The sequence below is a fragment of the Pseudomonas lundensis genome, assembly GCF_002269125.1.
Classification (GTDB): domain Bacteria; phylum Pseudomonadota; class Gammaproteobacteria; order Pseudomonadales; family Pseudomonadaceae; genus Aquipseudomonas; species Aquipseudomonas lundensis_A.
The window spans coordinates 30,970-46,390 of the sequence record NZ_NQKI01000009.1 but is presented as its reverse complement, the minus strand read 5'-3'; the positions used below and the strand labels follow the sequence as shown (position 1 = coordinate 46,390).

Here is a 15,421-nt window from a genome sequence, read left to right as displayed (position 1 = left end):
TGGACATTGACATGACTGATACCCCGCACTTCCCGCTGTCTGCGGTCGTGGGCGCCGAGGACTTGAAACTGGCGCTGTGCCTGACGGCGATTGACCCGAAAATCGGCGGGGTGTTGATTGAAGGCCCGCGCGGGATGGCCAAGTCCACCCTGGCTCGCGGGCTGGCGGATGTGCTTGCCAGCGGTCAATTCGTCACCTTGCCGCTGGGCGCCACCGAAGAGCGACTGGTGGGCACGCTCGATCTGGATGCGGCACTGGGACAGGGCAAGGCGCAGTTTTCACCGGGCGTGCTGGCCAAAGCGGATGGCGGGGTGTTGTATGTCGATGAAGTGAACCTGCTGGCCGACCATTTGGTGGACGTGCTGCTGGACGTGGCCGCCAGCGGTATCAACGTCGTGGAGCGCGACGGGATTTCCCATCGTCACCCGTCACGTTTTGTGCTGATTGGCACCATGAACCCCGAGGAAGGCGAGCTACGGCCCCAATTGCTCGACCGCTTCGGTCTCAACGTCGCCATGAGCGGCCAGCCACTGCCCGTCGAACGCGGCGAAATCATTCGTCGGCGTCTGGACTTTGATGCCGATCCGCAGGGGTTCTGCGCGCACTGGCGAGCCAGCCAGGAGGCCTTGCGCGCGCGCTGTCAGCACGCACGTGCGCTGCTTGGCGCTATTGCGCTGGATGATGCCTCGCTGGCGACCATCACGCAACGCTGCTTTGCGGCGGGCGTTGACGGCCTGCGCGCTGATCTGGTCTGGCTGCGTGCCGCCCGTGCTCATGCCGCGTGGCGTGGCGCCAACCGTATTGAGACACAGGACATCGACGCCGTGGCCGAGTTTGCCCTGCGCCACCGTCGTCGCCAGCAATCGCCGCAAGGCCCCACGCCGGATCAACCGCCACCCCCCGAGCCTTCTCCAGGCACGGCGGCGGACGCGGGGCAGGGGTTGTGGGGCCAGTTGCCGGTTCAGCCACAGGCCACGGGTGTGCGCCGTGAAGTGCCGAGCTGGCCAAAAAAGCCTTAGGCATCCGCCCTCGTGCAACGGTGGGGGCGGATGCCAGACCCCGGCCGGGTACCCTGGACAGCGGTAAGCAAGGCGCCAGCCGTGCAGCGCCTTGTGGGGGGGTGGATTGGGTGCAGACGTTGTTGCAGGGGCGGCCGCGGCAACGCAACGACCTGGCCTTCAAAAACCGGCGCAGCACGGCACCACAGGTGTGGCTGGTGATCGTGGATGCTTCGGCTTCGACCCGGCGTCATCACGCACTGACGGACGCCAAAGGCGTGCTGGCCGAAGTGTTCGAGGATGCCTATCGGCAACGTGCACGGGTGGCCGTGATGACGGCCAGCGGTTTGGGTCCGCAGTGGCACGTCAGCGGCATCAAAGCAGCCAAAGGGTTGGAACACTGGCTGCAAGGATTGGGCGCGGGGGGCGGTACGCCGTTACTGGAAGCGGTGAGTCAAGCCAGTGAGTGGCTCAAAACCCGGCGCCGGCGTTTCCCGCTGGAGGAGCAACGCGTGTTGTTGCTCACTGATGGGCGGCTCAAGGCATGGCGCACGCAGCCAACACTAGAATGCCCGGGCCTGTTGATCGACATGGAACGTGGACCGATTCGCCTGGGCAGGGCCCGGCAAATCGCCAGCGATCTGCACATCGATTACCGGCACCTGGATGAACTTCAAACCCTGTAGCTAAAAAACGCGAGGCTGCGATCAGGTGACCTGTCTTGTCACCTTGTCGCAGCCTCGTTGCGCAACACACATACACGCGGGCTGATTAAGCCGGCATTACCCAAGGCTGCAACGCGTAGCCTTCTTCGCTCAGCTCGGCGCGGGCTTGTGCCAGCAGGCTTGCGAGCTGTGCGGCATCGGCGCAGGCACTGCGCGGGATCTGTTTGCGGCCAATGCGGGTGCTGGTGCGGTCAATCACGGTCAGGCTCAGTTCGCCATGGCCGTCCTGTGCAGCCCACGCCACGCACTGGAAAGGTTGAAATGCGTGGCCGGCAATCAAAAGTGCTTCGTTGAAACGGAGCGGGGCGTTCATAGGGGTCGTCTCTCAAATAGGCCCATCACGTGATTAACCGTCGGCTGGGCTTACCGTGCGGTTGGTTACTTGTACTGATGACCGATGCCCCCACGCAGGTCACACCCATTTGTGCTTTTTTTTAACGGTTTTTCATTTCACTGATCTGGATCAGCGTTTAGTTGCGTTCAAAGACACGGATTTACGTTGCGTGTCTGTGACTATGAGTGGGCAAAGTTCCGTTTGATATTAGGCTTATAAGAAAACAGTACAAGCGCGGGCAAAAGTAAGGCTAACGTTATGAGCAATCTCCTCAACTTACTGTTTTTACTAATCTTTTAATATTTTGGCGTCAAGGAACAGTCATGCTCGCATTGTCCGCATCCCGCCGTTTGTTAGTGGTTGATCCTTGTGATGATTGTCATCAGATAGTGCCCGGGCTGCGTAACATTGGCTGGGATGTGGACAGTTGCAACCTGGACGCTGTCATTGATCGCTCATGTGACGTCGGTCTTATCCGGTTACAACCTTTTCATCTGGAACGGCCCGAAGCGGTCAAAGACATGATTAGCCGCAGCGGGACAGAGTGGATTGCCGTGCTCAGCCCTGACACGTTGCAAATGAAGACCGTGGGTGATTTTGTCTGCGAGTGGTTTTTTGATTTTCATACCCTGCCTTTTGACGTGTCGCGGGTTCAGGTCACGTTGGGCCGTGCATTTGGCATGGCGCGCTTACGGGGCCGTAGTACGGACCCGATTGAAAGCGCCGGGCACGAGTTGCTGGGGGAAAGCCGCGCGATCCGGGACCTGCGCAAACTGTTGGGCAAACTGGCTCCCACTGAGTCGCCGGTCTTGATCCGGGGCGAGAGCGGCACGGGCAAAGAATTGGTCGCCCGAACCTTGCACCGCCAGTCCCAGCGCCACGCCCGGCCATTTGTGGCAATCAACTGCGGAGCGATCCCGGAACACCTGATCCAGTCGGAGCTGTTTGGCCATGAAAAGGGCGCGTTCACCGGCGCCCATCAACGCAAGGTCGGGCGTATCGAAGCGGCCCACGGCGGGACATTGTTTCTGGATGAAATTGGCGATCTACCCCTTGAACTCCAGGCCAACTTGCTGCGCTTCTTGCAGGAAAAACACATTGAACGGGTGGGCGGTAGCCAGCCGATCCCGGTGGATGTGCGGGTGTTGGCGGCGACGCATGTGGACTTGGAAGCGGCGATCATCAACGGGCGTTTTCGCGAGGATTTGTATTACCGGCTCAACGTGTTGCAGGTCCTCACCGCACCCTTGCGTGAACGTCATGGTGACATGGCCATGCTGGCCAACCACTTTGCACGGTTTTACAGCCAGGAAACCGGGCGACGACCGCGTACCTTCAGCGAGCAAGCCCTAGTGGCCATGGGCAATCACGACTGGCCGGGCAATGTCCGAGAGCTGGCCAATCGGGTTCGCCGCGGCTTGGTGTTGGCTGAAGGTCGTCAGATAGAGCCGTGTGATCTTGGACTTGAGACCCGGCAGGCGCCCAGTCTGACCATGGGCACACTGGAAGACTATAAGGACCGTGCTGAACGTCAGGCGTTGTGTGATGTGCTGCAGCGCCACAGCAACAACCTCAGCCTGGCGGCCAAAGTACTGGGCGTGTCACGGCCAACGTTTTACCGTTTGTTGCACAAGCATCAAATCCGCTAGGGCGGGGTGAAAAGAACAGGCCCGCTGCGTTCACCCGCAGCGGGCCTTTTCCGTTGGCGACGTTAAAAGTAGTAAGGGAATTTCAGGCTGAACGTGAAATCGGGCGCATCTTCGGTCAGACCGATCGAGAGGTTGGGCACGATGGTCAGGTTGTCAGTGGCGGCAATGGTCATACCGACGTTGAAGTACCCGGCGTTGGCGTCGCTGGTGGTCAGGGTTTGCCAGTCTTGACCCTTGTATTTGATTTTGCTCTTGCTCTGGATCAGGTCAGACACCGAGAACGACATGCTCATCTTTTCGTTCAGCGCAAAGGCCACGCCCGCACCAATCTGGTAACTGTCGCCGAGTTTGACGCTGCCGGGCTGAGACTGACCGGCGGTGCTACCGATGTCACTGAACGAATCTTCCAGGTTGTAGGTGTAGGAAAGGGAGCCGAACAGCACCGCCGGGTCGAAGGTCTTGACCAGCGAAATGCCCGGTGTGATGGACCACACCCCATTACCCGTGGGCAAGCTTTCGGGGTAGATGATGTTGTTGTTCTGCCCGTCGGTGACCAGCTTGATACCGAACGGATCCTTGCCGGTCGGTGCCTTGACCCTGACCGAGAATACGGCATCAGGGGTGTTGGGCGATTCGTCGAGGAATTTGTACGCCACGCCGACGTTGACGTCGCCAAGGGTGGGATCACGGGTGACAGTTCTGTCGGACGCTGCCGACGCATCGCCGCCATTGGCGCCGCCGGACTGGTAGGTCGATTCCCGATACACCACAGGCACGTTGACATCGAACTGCCAGCGATTGTCGAGGTTGTAGCGTGCCGTCAGGTCCAGGGTCCAGTTATCGGCTTTGATACGGTCCAGGTTCAGGTTGCCCAGCAAGATGGAGTCCAGCGCCAGAAAGCCATTGAGCGTGAGTTGGCGGGTGTCATAGCGCGAATACGTGACCCCGGTTTCGACACTGAACTTGCCGCCGCCAAAGAAGCCGCTGGCTTCGTCGTACAGGTTGGTCACACTTTGCGCAGGGGCCGAGTCGTCCTTTAGCGACTCGCCGTAAGAGCTGCCACTGGCGCCGCCCGCGGCACCACCACTTGATTGGGCAACGGTTTGTCCGCGCTTGAGATCGGCCGGGGATTTCACCAACCTTTTCGGGGCCGGGACCGCCGGTTGCTCTTCGACTTGGCGCACTCGCTGCTCAAGCACTGCCAACGCTTTTTGCTGCTGATCGTAACGCTGGCGCAACTTCATTAATTCTTGTTTTAACGTTTCTACATCAACCTCCGAGGCCGCCTGTAACAGCGTGGAGGGAAGCAGTGCGCTCATACATACAACTGCGCGAAAGGTAAACGATCGATGCATGAAATAAGCCGTCCGGGGAGTCCATAAAGTTGTGGGACAGCCTAGTTCAATATCCTGCAGCACGAAGGGCTTTTAGTTGATTGAGGTTTGAATTAAGTCCGTCGGTACTGGGCAGTTTGTTGCCCAGTACCATATTCAATTGAGTCATGTTATTCACGGCATTGCCGCCGCCCAATAACGTAGTGTTCTGTAACACGCCGCCTTGAGCGATTTGTTGCAACGAGTTGCCCTGATTGTTGTTGGCAGCGATAGCCATTTGAATAGCTCCGCTGTTCATCGTCACACTGACGCTACCGGCCGTGTTGCTTAATAAAACCGGGTTATTGGTCGTCAACACACTGCCTTGTTGGTTGATCGCCGGTGTTTGACCGGATTGGCTGATGGTGATGTCGACGTTGTTGAGCGCGCTGTTGTTATCACCGGCGGCCCGCACGCTCTGCACCACCCCCTGGCCACTGCCCAGGCCGGCCCCCCCCAGCACGGTGCCGGTGCCCACATCGGATTTGCCGGCTTGCTGGGTGCCTTGCTGCGAATAGGTGGACACATAAAACTGCGGTTTGACCGAATTTTGCAATTGCAGGCTCGTACTGGCCCCAATCGTTGTGCCTTGCGCATTCGTCCAGGTGCTACTCATGACCAGACCGAAACTGATAATGCGCCCGGGCATGACAAAACGTCCGCGCAACTCTGACAGTTCCTGATCTTTCAACTCGATCGGTTTGAATGGCGTTTCTGCGTGCACTTGCAGGCACGTCGCCAGGCAACTAAGCGCCAGCCAATAGTGGATGTTCATGTGCTGCTCCCGGGAGCATCCTGCCCGCCATGGTGAGTGTGTGCCGTTAAAAAAAGTCACTCTGGATAAAGCCGAAGTCCAGCAACTCGGCATCTTTGACCGGGCTGAACGCATCCAGCGTGTTCTTGGCCGAAAGCGGAACCGGTGGGGTGCGAAGTGCATTGGTTTTGTCATAACCGGGACCAATGACGGCAAACACAATACCGTTCCAGCCTTTAACAAAATCTTCCTGGCTATACCGCTTGTGGCCCAACACCGGGTCGCCGATGTACACCCAGTTGTCTTGAGCCCGTTGCAGGACCACAAAATGCTTGTAGCCCCGGATGTCCAACAGCACGACCACCGGGACATTGATGTTTTGCAGGCTCTGGGCCGGGATGCGATACCCCCGCGCGCGCATGCCGATACTTTCGATGTAGTGCTTCATGTCCAGCATCGAAAAACCCTGGGTACGGACCAGGTCTTCGTTGGCATTGACCAGCATGCCCTTGATCACGTGGTCTTCATCCACATCCAGCCAGTAGGCCTGACGCAAGATAGTGGCCAACGCTGCGGCACCACAGCTGAAATCGGTTTTTTGTTCCACCAGATCGCTGAAGCGTCGTTCTCGAATACTTTGTACCGGTTTAAAAATCAGGTTGCCTCCTGGCAAGGCAGCGACTGGCATCTGCGCGGCCTGCACCATACCGGTTAACCCAAGCAACAGGGCGAGCGCGATTCGCAACATGATGGAGCCACCTCACACGAAGAAAGGGCCTCTGATTCAGAGGCCCTTCAGTACGCCATGTTACATGGCGGTTTTGCCGACACTGCTGATGGACAGTGAATTGCTCTGCTGGTTGCCCACCCCGGCAGAAACGTTGGCACCCACGTTGCCGGAGGTGTATTTGATGGAGTCATTGACGTTGGAATTGTTGCTCACCGGTACGCGGGCGCTGCTAGAACCACCGCTCCATGGCGTGTGGGGGCTGACCGAGCTGAGGTCGTTGACCACGGTCAGGTTATTTGAGGTTTGAGTCGCCCCGGCACCGGCGGTTGCCAGATTGCCGCCCGACACGGCGATCGCCAGGTTATTTTTCTGTTGGTTCAGGTCGCCAGCGGTGACGTTTACGCCAACGTTGCCGGAGGTGTTGCGCACCGAATCGTTGAGTGTGGCGCCGTTCTGGGTACCGTGGTTGTTCACTTTGTTGTAGTTGCTGGTCTGACTGGCGCTGGTCAAAGCAGCCGCGGTGCCGAGCACAAAGTTTTGGTCATTGTTGGCAATGGCGGTGGCGTTATCCTGCTGGTTGCCCGCGCCGGACGCGGCGTTTACGCCGATGTTGCCGTTGGTATTTTTGATCGAGTCATTGACCTTGGCACCGTTGAGTGTGCCGTTGTTGGCGATGTTGTTGTCATGACTGACCTGCACATCGGCAACCACGGCGCTGGCGCCATTGGTGGCTGTCGGGGTTGGGGTAGGGCCTGGGCGACCGCTGTCAGCCTGGGCAGCGACGGCCATCAGTGCAGCCAGAGCGAAGACCAGTGGTTTAAGAGCCATTGTTGGTTTCATGGTGATTCTCCGTGCTTCATCGGTTAAGTAGGTGTTGGCGTTTTTAATGCACTGCGTGTTAACCAAGTCACTGAGTGACCCGTAGATTCAGGGTGTTAGCCATGCGGTTCCCCACCCCTGCACTCTGGTTGACTTGAACCACTCCGCGGCTGCCGGTGAAGGCCTGATCGCTGGTGACGACCTGGCGGCTGCCCGTGTTGAGTGATCCCGCTCCCGAGTTCGGTTGCAACGCCACGTTCTGTTGGGAAAGGGCGTTGTCGTCCATGCTTTGCGCGATGGCACTGACACCCACCCGCACAGCATTGACCATTTGATTGTTGGCACCTGCAGACTGGTTAACCCCCAGGATGCCGCTGCCCCGGCTGAATGAGTCCCCGCCAATACTGGCCCGAGCATTCATGGCCGGGTCGGCTGAGCCGGACAGTTGCTGCGTTATCCCGGCCGATGTCTGAACCTGATGACCGATGGCAATGGCGCGGCTGTTGACCTGCTGCTGTTGGTTGCCCGCCGCCTGATTGATCATCAGGTTGCCGGTGTAGTGCGCACCCGAGGCGCTGATGTCGGCCTGGTTGTTGTCAGCCAGCACCTGAGTGGAGGCCAGCAGGGTGAGCACCAGAATGCTGATTTTCATGTTATTGACCCCCGCCCATCGAGCTGAGGGGGCGCATGCCTTGCTCAATGCTGCGATTGATCTGGCCGCCCAGACTGCCCATTGAGCCCCCGCCACCCCCCGTACGGCCACTGCCGCTCAAGCCGGGCAAACTGCCGCCCTGGCTGACCATGCCCGGCAGGTTGTTGGTCCCGGTGTTGATGACACGGGTAATGCTCGACCCGGTGCTGACGCGGGCAAAATCACCGTCGCCCAGTTCATGTTGTGAAGTGACTGCCGTGATTTGAGCGCCAGGGTTGGCATTGACGGTGGTGGGGTGTGGATCAGGAGGCGGGACAATGCTGCCGACGGCGCGAGGGTAAACATGGCGCGTAATCACAATTTCGCCGGTGCCATCAGCCTGGGCGCTTACGCACACAAGTACTGCACTCAGGCTGAACGCCGTAAGCAGATGACGAGTGAGTAATGTGCGTGAAGTCCCCATGACAGCGTTCCTTCTTCAATGCGCTGGCCCTGATCAGCGTTGAGAAGGAGAGAGCAGAAGCTGTGCCACTTTTGAAAGGGGCTTTAAAATCAAAGCGTTACAGTTGAATCGCAGGTTCACGACCGCTGAGCTGTTTCAACCGTGATACGCGCCAGTGAGCGAATCAGGTATCGAAGCAGGGGCACAACAGGGTATTTAAGGCTTTAAGGGCTGTGTAACGAGGGTGTTACAGCACGCCCGCCGCGACCCTGATCCCCTTGCTGTGCACGGGTTACGCGCCATCGGGGTGTATCAGCAGCGGACACTTTTCTTTGAAAAGCAGTATTAAGTGGCCAGTAACTGACTGACGGCGTGCAGCGCGCATGCCTGTCGGTCCTGCCAGTTCCCACGAATAATGCGCAGCGGCTGGGCATGGCGTTCCAGCCAGTCCCGGCTTTGCTCGAAGAAATGTTGGCGTTCGGCCAGGCTGGGTTGGCAGCGCAGGCCGTCGGGGGTCCACTCCACATCATCGGGGGACAGCAACAGATGCAAATCGTAATGGCGGCTCAACAGCTCAGGCTCCAGCCAATCCGGGCAAGCGCCGAACAATGTGGTGCTCCACAACATATTGCTCAGTAAATGGGTGTCGAGGATCAGCAAATCGGGCTGTTGCGCACGGGCGGCGTCCTCCCAAGCCAATTGCCCGCGGGCGATGGCCGGGATATCGGCCAGGCAGGTGTCCCGTGGGTGAACGTCCATGAAGTGACGGACGTATTCGCCCACCAGCAAGCCACCGAAGTGTTGATGCAACTGCGCGGACAGCCAGCTCTTGCCGCTGGATTCCGGACCCGCCAATACCACGACCTTCATGTGCGCAACGCCGGGTCGACACGCCAGTCGCGCCACCCCTGAATCGCGATCACCGTGAACAGCGCGTAGAGCCCGGCGGTCAGGTACAAACCCTTGTAGACAAAAAGGCCGACGAATATCACATCCACCACGAACCACAACGCCCAGCACTGCAAGCGTTTTTGTGCCATCCACAGTTGGGCAACCAGACTGAAGGCGGTCAGCGCGGCATCCAGCCAGGGTTGTGCCGCGTCGGTCCAGTGGGCCATGGCTGCGCCGAGCGCGAGGCTGCCCACAGCGCCGATGGCCAAACCGGTCAAGACCTGACGGGTCGTGAGCGCCGTGACCTGACGCCCTTGATGTTGCGTCCCGGCGCGGGTCCATTGCCACCAGCCATACAGTTGCAACGCGGCGTAAATCACCTGCAGGAGCATGTCCGAATACAGCTTCACTTCGAAGAAGATCCAGCTGTAGAGCAGCACCATGACCAGCCCGATCGGCCAGCACCAAGGGTTCTGTTTGACTGTCAACCAGACGGCGATGACACCGAGCGCAGCGGCAAACAGTTCAAGCCCTGACATGGAGGTTCCTTGGCGTGGGGAAAAGCCGGGGATTGTAACCGCAGCAGAGTCCTTTGGGGCACTTGATCCGTCAGGGTTTTTTCAGCAGCACCACCTCATTCTTGTCAAAGCGTGCGCTGAGTACCGGGACCGTGTTGCCCAGCAGTGTGCCTTGCAGGCCCTGATAGTCGGTGCGGTCCATGATGATCCACGCCTGCCCGTTGAGGGCTTCCAATTGCGCCGGGGTTTGAGTGAAAAGGGGCTGCACGTCACGGTCAACATTGACCATGAACTTGATGGCTTTGGCATCCTTGCCCATGCCGTGCACTACCAATGGCAGGGGTGTTTGATCGATCAGGCGCATGGCCTCATGGGTGAATTCGCGTGTGTCGTACACACGCCGTTCGAAGGGTTCGTAGACCATGATGAAGGTCGACCACACAGCCAGTACTGCGCAGAAAGCCAGTAGGGTGGTGCGCCATTGCGCTTTGAACAGCGCCCCCACCGCCACTAACTGCAACAGGCCGAGCACGGCCAGGGCGGTGGTCAATTCTGGTAATTGCTCTCCCAGGCGTTGACGGGCTAGGACCAATCCCGCCATCAACAGCCCCGGCATGAGCAGGAACAGGCCCAGTGTGACGCCGCGCAACAACATAAATGCGCGCCCCTGCGTCACTTGAAAAGGGTAGGCCGCAATGATCGCCGCCATGGGCAACATGGGCAGCAGGTAACGGGCTTTTTTGGCTTGGGGGATCGACAGGCCGATCATCACGATCAACCCGGCACCCGCGCAGTACTTGACCAGCGTCAAGGCCGCACCGGTCTGTGTGCGCCCGGTCAGCGCAAGGGTAAGCAGCACCAGCGCCGCCAACGGGTATGCCAGCGCATAGTTGCCGATGGAGCTGGTGAAGTAATACAGCACACTGCTGGCGCCTTCAGTGCCGTCCATGCGCCCGGTCACTTGCATGCGAATCACTTCACGGACGAAGGTTTCACCGCCGCTGACCCATGCCAGCGCCAGCAAGACCCCGATGCATGCCACGAGCAAGGCCAGTGCCTGCAGGCCAGTGGTCAGCATCCGCCGCCATTGGCCGCTGAGTACGTAATAAACGCAGAGCATGCCGGCAGGAATGACCAGGCCGATGGGGCCGCGGATGGCAAACCCCAGAACCAACAACGCCAGCAAACCCGCGTGTCGACGGGGGGCTGCCAAGTGGTCGTGGGCGTAGGCCAGATAAAAGACCCCGAGGCTCACAGCGGCCAGCATTTGGTCCAGCGAAACGGCGCGGGTTTCGGTGATAAACGTCATGCTCAGCACTAGCAAAGCGACGCTCATCAGTGCCCACTGACGTGAATGAGGCGCCACCAGGCGCCAGGTCAGCATTACGATCACGGCGCTGGCAAGCGCAGTGGGCAACCACGCCGTAAGGCTCGTGACCTGACCGAAGGGGGCCGACAGTAACCAGATGAAAAGGGTCGAGGTGGCGCTGTAGTCGGGATAGGGCTGGCCATAGGTGGTGGGAAAGAAGCTTGGCCCGTGGCGCAGCATTTCCTTGGCGAACAGAATAAAGCGCGAATCAAAGCCGATCGCTGCCTGATTGTGCTCCCCCAACACAAAGAGCAGCAGCGCCAAGGCGCCCAGAATCAAGGACTGCCTGCGTTGTGTGTGTAAAGCCAGACGGGATGAATGGGCAGGCATGCGGAGTTTCCTGTACCTGAAAAAATGCACAAAAAAACGCCGCCACTGTTACCAATGGCGGCGCTGCGAACGCTTTAAACGCTTGCCGCTAGAGGCATTGAGGGCGATACCGGCAAGTTGCAGGATTCACCACGGCCCATCGGGAAGTATTGCAAACCGGCTTTGGCCAGCCGCTCGCCGTCGTACAGGTTGCGGCCGTCAAAAATCACCGGGGTTTTCAGGCGCTGTTTGATCAGGTCAAAGTCCGGTGCCTTGAATTGCTGCCACTCGGTGCACACGATCAGTGCATCGGCACCGGTCAGGGTGGATTCAGGCGTGCCCATCAGGCTCAGACGCGGCTCGTCCCCGTACAGACGTTGGGTTTCCTGCATGGCTTCCGGGTCGAAGGCGCGAACGTGCGCGCCCGCCGCCCACAACGCTTGCATCAGCACGCGGCTCGGGGCGTCGCGCATGTCGTCGGTATTGGGCTTGAAGGCCAGCCCCCACAGGGCAAAGGTTTTACCCTTGAGGTCACCGTTGAAAAACGCGTTGATGCGCTCGAATAGCTTGTGCTTTTGCCGCTCGTTGATGGCCTCCACGGCCTGCAGCAAATCGCTTGAGCAGTTGGCCTGCTTGGCGCTGTGGATCAGCGCGCGCATGTCTTTAGGGAAACAGGAGCCGCCATAGCCGCAGCCAGGGTAGATGAAGTGATAGCCAATGCGCGTATCGGCACCAATGCCCAGGCGCACGGCTTCAATGTCGGCCCCCAGGTGTTCGGCCAACTCGGCGATCTGATTGATGAAGCTGATCTTGGTGGCCAGCATGCAGTTGGCGGCGTATTTGGTCAGCTCCGCACTGCGCAGGTCCATAAACATGATGCGGTCATGGTTGCGGTTGAACGGGGCGTACAGGTCCCGCATGACCTCGCGCACTGGCTCGCGTTCGCAGCCGATGATGATGCGGTCCGGACGTCGGCAATCGGAGACCGCCGAGCCTTCCTTAAGAAACTCGGGGTTGGACACCACGTCAAATGGCAGCGTGCGGCCAGCCTGTTTCAAGGCGTTATTGATGTGCAGGGTCAACGCGTCGCCAGTGCCCACCGGGACCGTGGATTTCTCCACCAAAATCACAGGTTCTTCACGGTGACGGGCCACTGCATCGCCCACGGCAAACACAGCGCTCAAGTCAGCCGATCCGTCTTCACTGGGCGGGGTGCCTACCGCAATGAACAGGACCTGACCGTGTTCCACTGCCAGCTTTTCATCGCTGGTGAAGCGCAGGCGCTTGCTGTCGAGGTTCTCGCGCACCAGTGCGCTGAGCCCCGGTTCAAAGATGCTGACATGACCTTGCTGCAACAGCTCAACCTTGTTGTGGTCGATGTCCATGCAGATCACATCGTGACCGACTTCCGCCAACACCGTCGCCTGCACCAGGCCTACATAACCACTACCGAATACACTGATTTTCATGCGCAGTTCCTGGAACTTGGGGTACGTCGAGAGTTGATCGTGAGCACGCCGAAAATGACCAGCGTTACGCCCAGCGTTTTTGAAAGCGTGAAGCTTTCATGGAACATCGGCAGGCTGGCGGCCAACACATACACCAGGGCGTAGCTGATGCTCAGTAACGAATAAGCCCGGCCCAGCGGTAAATCGCGCAGGGCCATTAACCAGCACAGCATTGACAGTGCGTACGCCACAATTGCGCCGCACACCACGGCCAGCGCCGGTAGCCAAACATCCCCCTGACTGAGTGCGCTCAGCCATTGGGCCGGCTCAGGCAAGCGGGTCATGCTCCAGCGCATACCCAGTTGGGCGCTGCTGACCAGCAACACACTGGCGATGGCAAAGGTGAATCCACGGCGCAGACTCATGCGTGTTGCCCCAGCAGCGCCACACCGGCGATCACCAGCCCCACGCCACACCAGTGGCGCAGGTCGATGGGTTCTTTGAACAGGTAGCGCGCCACCAGCGTAATCAGCACAAAGTTCAGGCTGAGCATCGGATAGGCCACCCCGACCTCCAGCCGTTGCAGGACCAGCAACCACACCAGCAGACCCAGCCCGAGGCACAGCAACGCAAGCCACAACCAGGGCGAGCGCAGCATGCCCGCCATGCCCACATCCACCCCACGCCAGCTTTCGACCGCATATTTCTGTGCGACCTGCCCGGCGCAGGTCAGCACACAGGCCATGAGCAATAACGCAAGGGTCATGGCGCGCTCTGCGGGAAGATCAGAATCACCATGTTGCCTTCGTCGTAGCGCTTGGCATCTTTGGGCAGCATGTCCATTTCATGGCTCTCATCGCTGCTTTTCACCCGCATCACCACGCCCACCGGGCCTTTCAGGCGCGCAGCAGTCAGCCATGGACCGACCTCGGCCAGGCCGATGCTTTTGCCTTGAGCGTCGTCGTAGGTCAGGCCGTATTTCACTTCGCCCTGGGTGTTGTACAACGTCACATCCGGACGGCGCAGGCGCCAGGCCAGCGCCGAGGCCGCGCCCAAGTCGTTGCTGAGCAGCGACGTGGCAGGCGCCAACTCTTGAAGGTGCTCAAGGACGAACTGGTCCGGCATTTTGTTATGCACCACGCTGCTGGGCATGGCCGCTGGCAGCAACAGAACCAGCACACCCATGCTCAGGGCCGGGGCTGCCCACAGCGTCAGCGGGCGCCACAGTTGCACGGCACCGGCGACGATCCAGGTCAGCAGCACGATCACCAACAGGGTCATGTGCAGCGGTTCGTTGTCGTAGAAAGGTGTTTTGATCTGGAAATAGATCAACGCCGCCAGTGCCACGCCAGCCAGCAACACGTTAACCAGTGCATTGGTGCGCAAGGCGCCGGTTTGAGCGTGCTCCACGCGTTGCATCAGTGCGTAACCCAGCAGCAAGGCTAACGGCAGCAAGCACGGCATGATGTAGGTCGGCAGTTTGCCTTTGCTCAGGCTGAACAGGGCCAGTGGCAGCAGCATCCACAACAGTACAAACACTACCTTGGCGTTGCGCCGGTTGTGCCAGGCATCTTTGAAGGTCACAGGCAACAACGCGGCCCACGGCAAGCTGGAAATCACCAACAGCGGCAGGTAGAACCACCACGGGCGGCCGTGTTGCGCGTCTTCACCGGCGAAGCGACGAATATGTTCATGCCAAAAGAAGAAGCGCCAGTAGTCAGGTTCCTGTGCATGCACCGCCAGCACCCATGGCAGCGACACCAGGGCGGCGACCAACATGGCCAGCAGGCCGTATTTGACCATTTCCAGAAAGCGCTTCTGCCAAACCATGTAGGGCAGGGCGATCAGCACCGGCAGTAAAAAGGCCAGAAAACCTTTGGTCATGAAGCCCATGCCGCAGGCGAAACCCAATACGGCCCAACTGATGGTCCGCTCGCGCACGGTGCGGCTGTCCACCGCAAACCACAATGCAACGAGACTCAGGTTGACCCAAAAGGTGAACTGCGGGTCGAGGTTGGAGTAGCCCGCCTGACCGGCAATCAGGCCGAAGGTCATGTACACCAGCGCGCAGGCAACGCTCTTGCGCGGGTCATTCCACAAGCGGCGTGCCACGAGGTATGCCAGCAACACGCTCAGGCCAGTGGCCAGCGCGGAGGCAATGCGTACCCCAAACAGGTTTTCGCCAAAAATGGCCTGCCCGATGGCGATCATCCAGTAACCGGCAATCGGCTTTTCGAAGTAGCGCAGGTCCATGAAGTGCGGTGTGACCCAATTGCCATCAATGAGGATCTGCTGGCCGATCTGCGCGTAACGTGTTTCATCCGGGATCCACAAACCGTGGGTGCCCAGCGGCAGCAGGTAGAACGCGACAAAAGCCAACATCAACAACGGGATAGCCCAGCGATTCATC

At 59.4% G+C, this 15,421-nt stretch carries 17 protein-coding genes; 3 read left to right on the top strand and 14 right to left on the bottom strand.

Annotated features, from left to right (window positions below; genetic code table 11):
* Positions 1-11 precede the first annotated feature (11 nt).
* Together CJF39_RS07920 and CJF39_RS07915 are read left to right on the top strand one after the other, a co-directional pair.
* Positions 12-1,019: an ATP-binding protein gene (locus tag CJF39_RS07920; protein WP_094993004.1), complete on the top strand. Its 1,008-nt coding sequence runs from the start codon at positions 12-14 to the stop codon at positions 1,017-1,019.
* Between the two features lie 110 nt (positions 1,020-1,129).
* Entirely contained in the window at positions 1,130-1,684 is a 555-nt protein-coding gene (locus CJF39_RS07915; RefSeq protein ID WP_346010200.1) for a vWA domain-containing protein, read from the top strand.
* A gap of 85 nt (positions 1,685-1,769) precedes the next feature.
* Here the strand turns inward: CJF39_RS07915 and CJF39_RS07910 are convergent, their stop codons facing one another.
* On the bottom strand, positions 1,770-2,036 hold the full coding sequence (locus CJF39_RS07910) for a hypothetical protein (protein WP_094992917.1): 267 nt from the start codon (positions 2,034-2,036) through the stop codon (positions 1,770-1,772).
* Positions 2,037-2,380: 344 nt separating this feature from the next.
* Here CJF39_RS07910 and CJF39_RS07905 point away from each other — a divergent pair, with 344 nt between their 5' ends.
* A complete protein-coding gene (locus CJF39_RS07905) occupies positions 2,381-3,706 on the top strand; it encodes a sigma-54 dependent transcriptional regulator (RefSeq protein WP_094992916.1) in 1,326 nt (441 codons plus the stop codon).
* A 62-nt stretch (positions 3,707-3,768) separates the two neighbouring features.
* Here the strand turns inward: CJF39_RS07905 and CJF39_RS07900 are convergent, their stop codons facing one another.
* The 13 genes from CJF39_RS07900 to arnT all read right to left on the bottom strand — a co-directional run bounded on the left by CJF39_RS07900 (position 3,769) and on the right by arnT (position 15,420).
* Complete coding sequence (locus CJF39_RS07900; protein WP_094992915.1) at positions 3,769-5,061, bottom strand: transporter; 1,293 nt, start codon at positions 5,059-5,061, stop codon at positions 3,769-3,771.
* A 46-nt stretch (positions 5,062-5,107) separates the two neighbouring features.
* Positions 5,108-5,854 (bottom strand): hypothetical protein, encoded by a 747-nt coding sequence (locus CJF39_RS07895; protein WP_094992914.1) that lies wholly within the window; start codon positions 5,852-5,854, stop codon positions 5,108-5,110.
* A 46-nt stretch (positions 5,855-5,900) separates the two neighbouring features.
* Positions 5,901-6,581 (bottom strand): C39 family peptidase, encoded by a 681-nt coding sequence (locus CJF39_RS07890; RefSeq protein ID WP_094992913.1) that lies wholly within the window; start codon positions 6,579-6,581, stop codon positions 5,901-5,903.
* A 60-nt stretch (positions 6,582-6,641) separates the two neighbouring features.
* Positions 6,642-7,403: a hypothetical protein gene (locus tag CJF39_RS07885; protein ID WP_094992912.1), complete on the bottom strand. Its 762-nt coding sequence runs from the start codon at positions 7,401-7,403 to the stop codon at positions 6,642-6,644.
* Between the two features lie 67 nt (positions 7,404-7,470).
* Entirely contained in the window at positions 7,471-8,034 is a 564-nt protein-coding gene (locus CJF39_RS07880; protein ID WP_094992911.1) for an adhesin, read from the bottom strand.
* A 1-nt stretch (position 8,035) separates the two neighbouring features.
* A complete protein-coding gene (locus CJF39_RS07875) occupies positions 8,036-8,497 on the bottom strand; it encodes a hypothetical protein (RefSeq protein WP_094992910.1) in 462 nt (153 codons plus the stop codon).
* Positions 8,498-8,821: 324 nt separating this feature from the next.
* Complete coding sequence (locus tag CJF39_RS07870; protein WP_094992909.1) at positions 8,822-9,346, bottom strand: AAA family ATPase; 525 nt, start codon at positions 9,344-9,346, stop codon at positions 8,822-8,824.
* A complete protein-coding gene (gene pnuC, locus CJF39_RS07865; protein WP_094992908.1) occupies positions 9,343-9,906 on the bottom strand; it encodes a nicotinamide riboside transporter PnuC in 564 nt (187 codons plus the stop codon). The genes CJF39_RS07870 and pnuC overlap by 4 nt, the downstream gene beginning before the upstream one ends.
* A gap of 70 nt (positions 9,907-9,976) precedes the next feature.
* Complete coding sequence (locus CJF39_RS07860; protein WP_094992907.1) at positions 9,977-11,584, bottom strand: ArnT family glycosyltransferase; 1,608 nt, start codon at positions 11,582-11,584, stop codon at positions 9,977-9,979.
* 74 nt (positions 11,585-11,658) lie between these two features.
* Positions 11,659-13,032: a UDP-glucose dehydrogenase family protein gene (locus tag CJF39_RS07855; RefSeq protein WP_094992906.1), complete on the bottom strand. Its 1,374-nt coding sequence runs from the start codon at positions 13,030-13,032 to the stop codon at positions 11,659-11,661.
* Positions 13,029-13,436, bottom strand: a complete 408-nt coding sequence (gene arnF, locus CJF39_RS07850; RefSeq protein ID WP_094992905.1) for a 4-amino-4-deoxy-L-arabinose-phosphoundecaprenol flippase subunit ArnF — start codon at positions 13,434-13,436, stop codon at positions 13,029-13,031. Before arnF ends, CJF39_RS07855 begins: the two co-directional genes overlap by 4 nt.
* The gene (gene arnE, locus CJF39_RS07845; protein WP_094992904.1) at positions 13,433-13,777 is read right to left on the bottom strand and encodes a 4-amino-4-deoxy-L-arabinose-phosphoundecaprenol flippase subunit ArnE; all 345 of its coding nucleotides are present in this window, start codon (positions 13,775-13,777) and stop codon (positions 13,433-13,435) included. Before arnE ends, arnF begins: the two co-directional genes overlap by 4 nt.
* Positions 13,774-15,420 carry a lipid IV(A) 4-amino-4-deoxy-L-arabinosyltransferase gene (gene arnT / locus CJF39_RS07840; RefSeq protein WP_432760236.1) on the bottom strand — a complete coding sequence of 549 codons (1,647 nt, stop codon included), beginning with the start codon at positions 15,418-15,420 and terminating at the stop codon, positions 13,774-13,776. Before arnT ends, arnE begins: the two co-directional genes overlap by 4 nt.
* Position 15,421 lies beyond the last annotated feature (1 nt).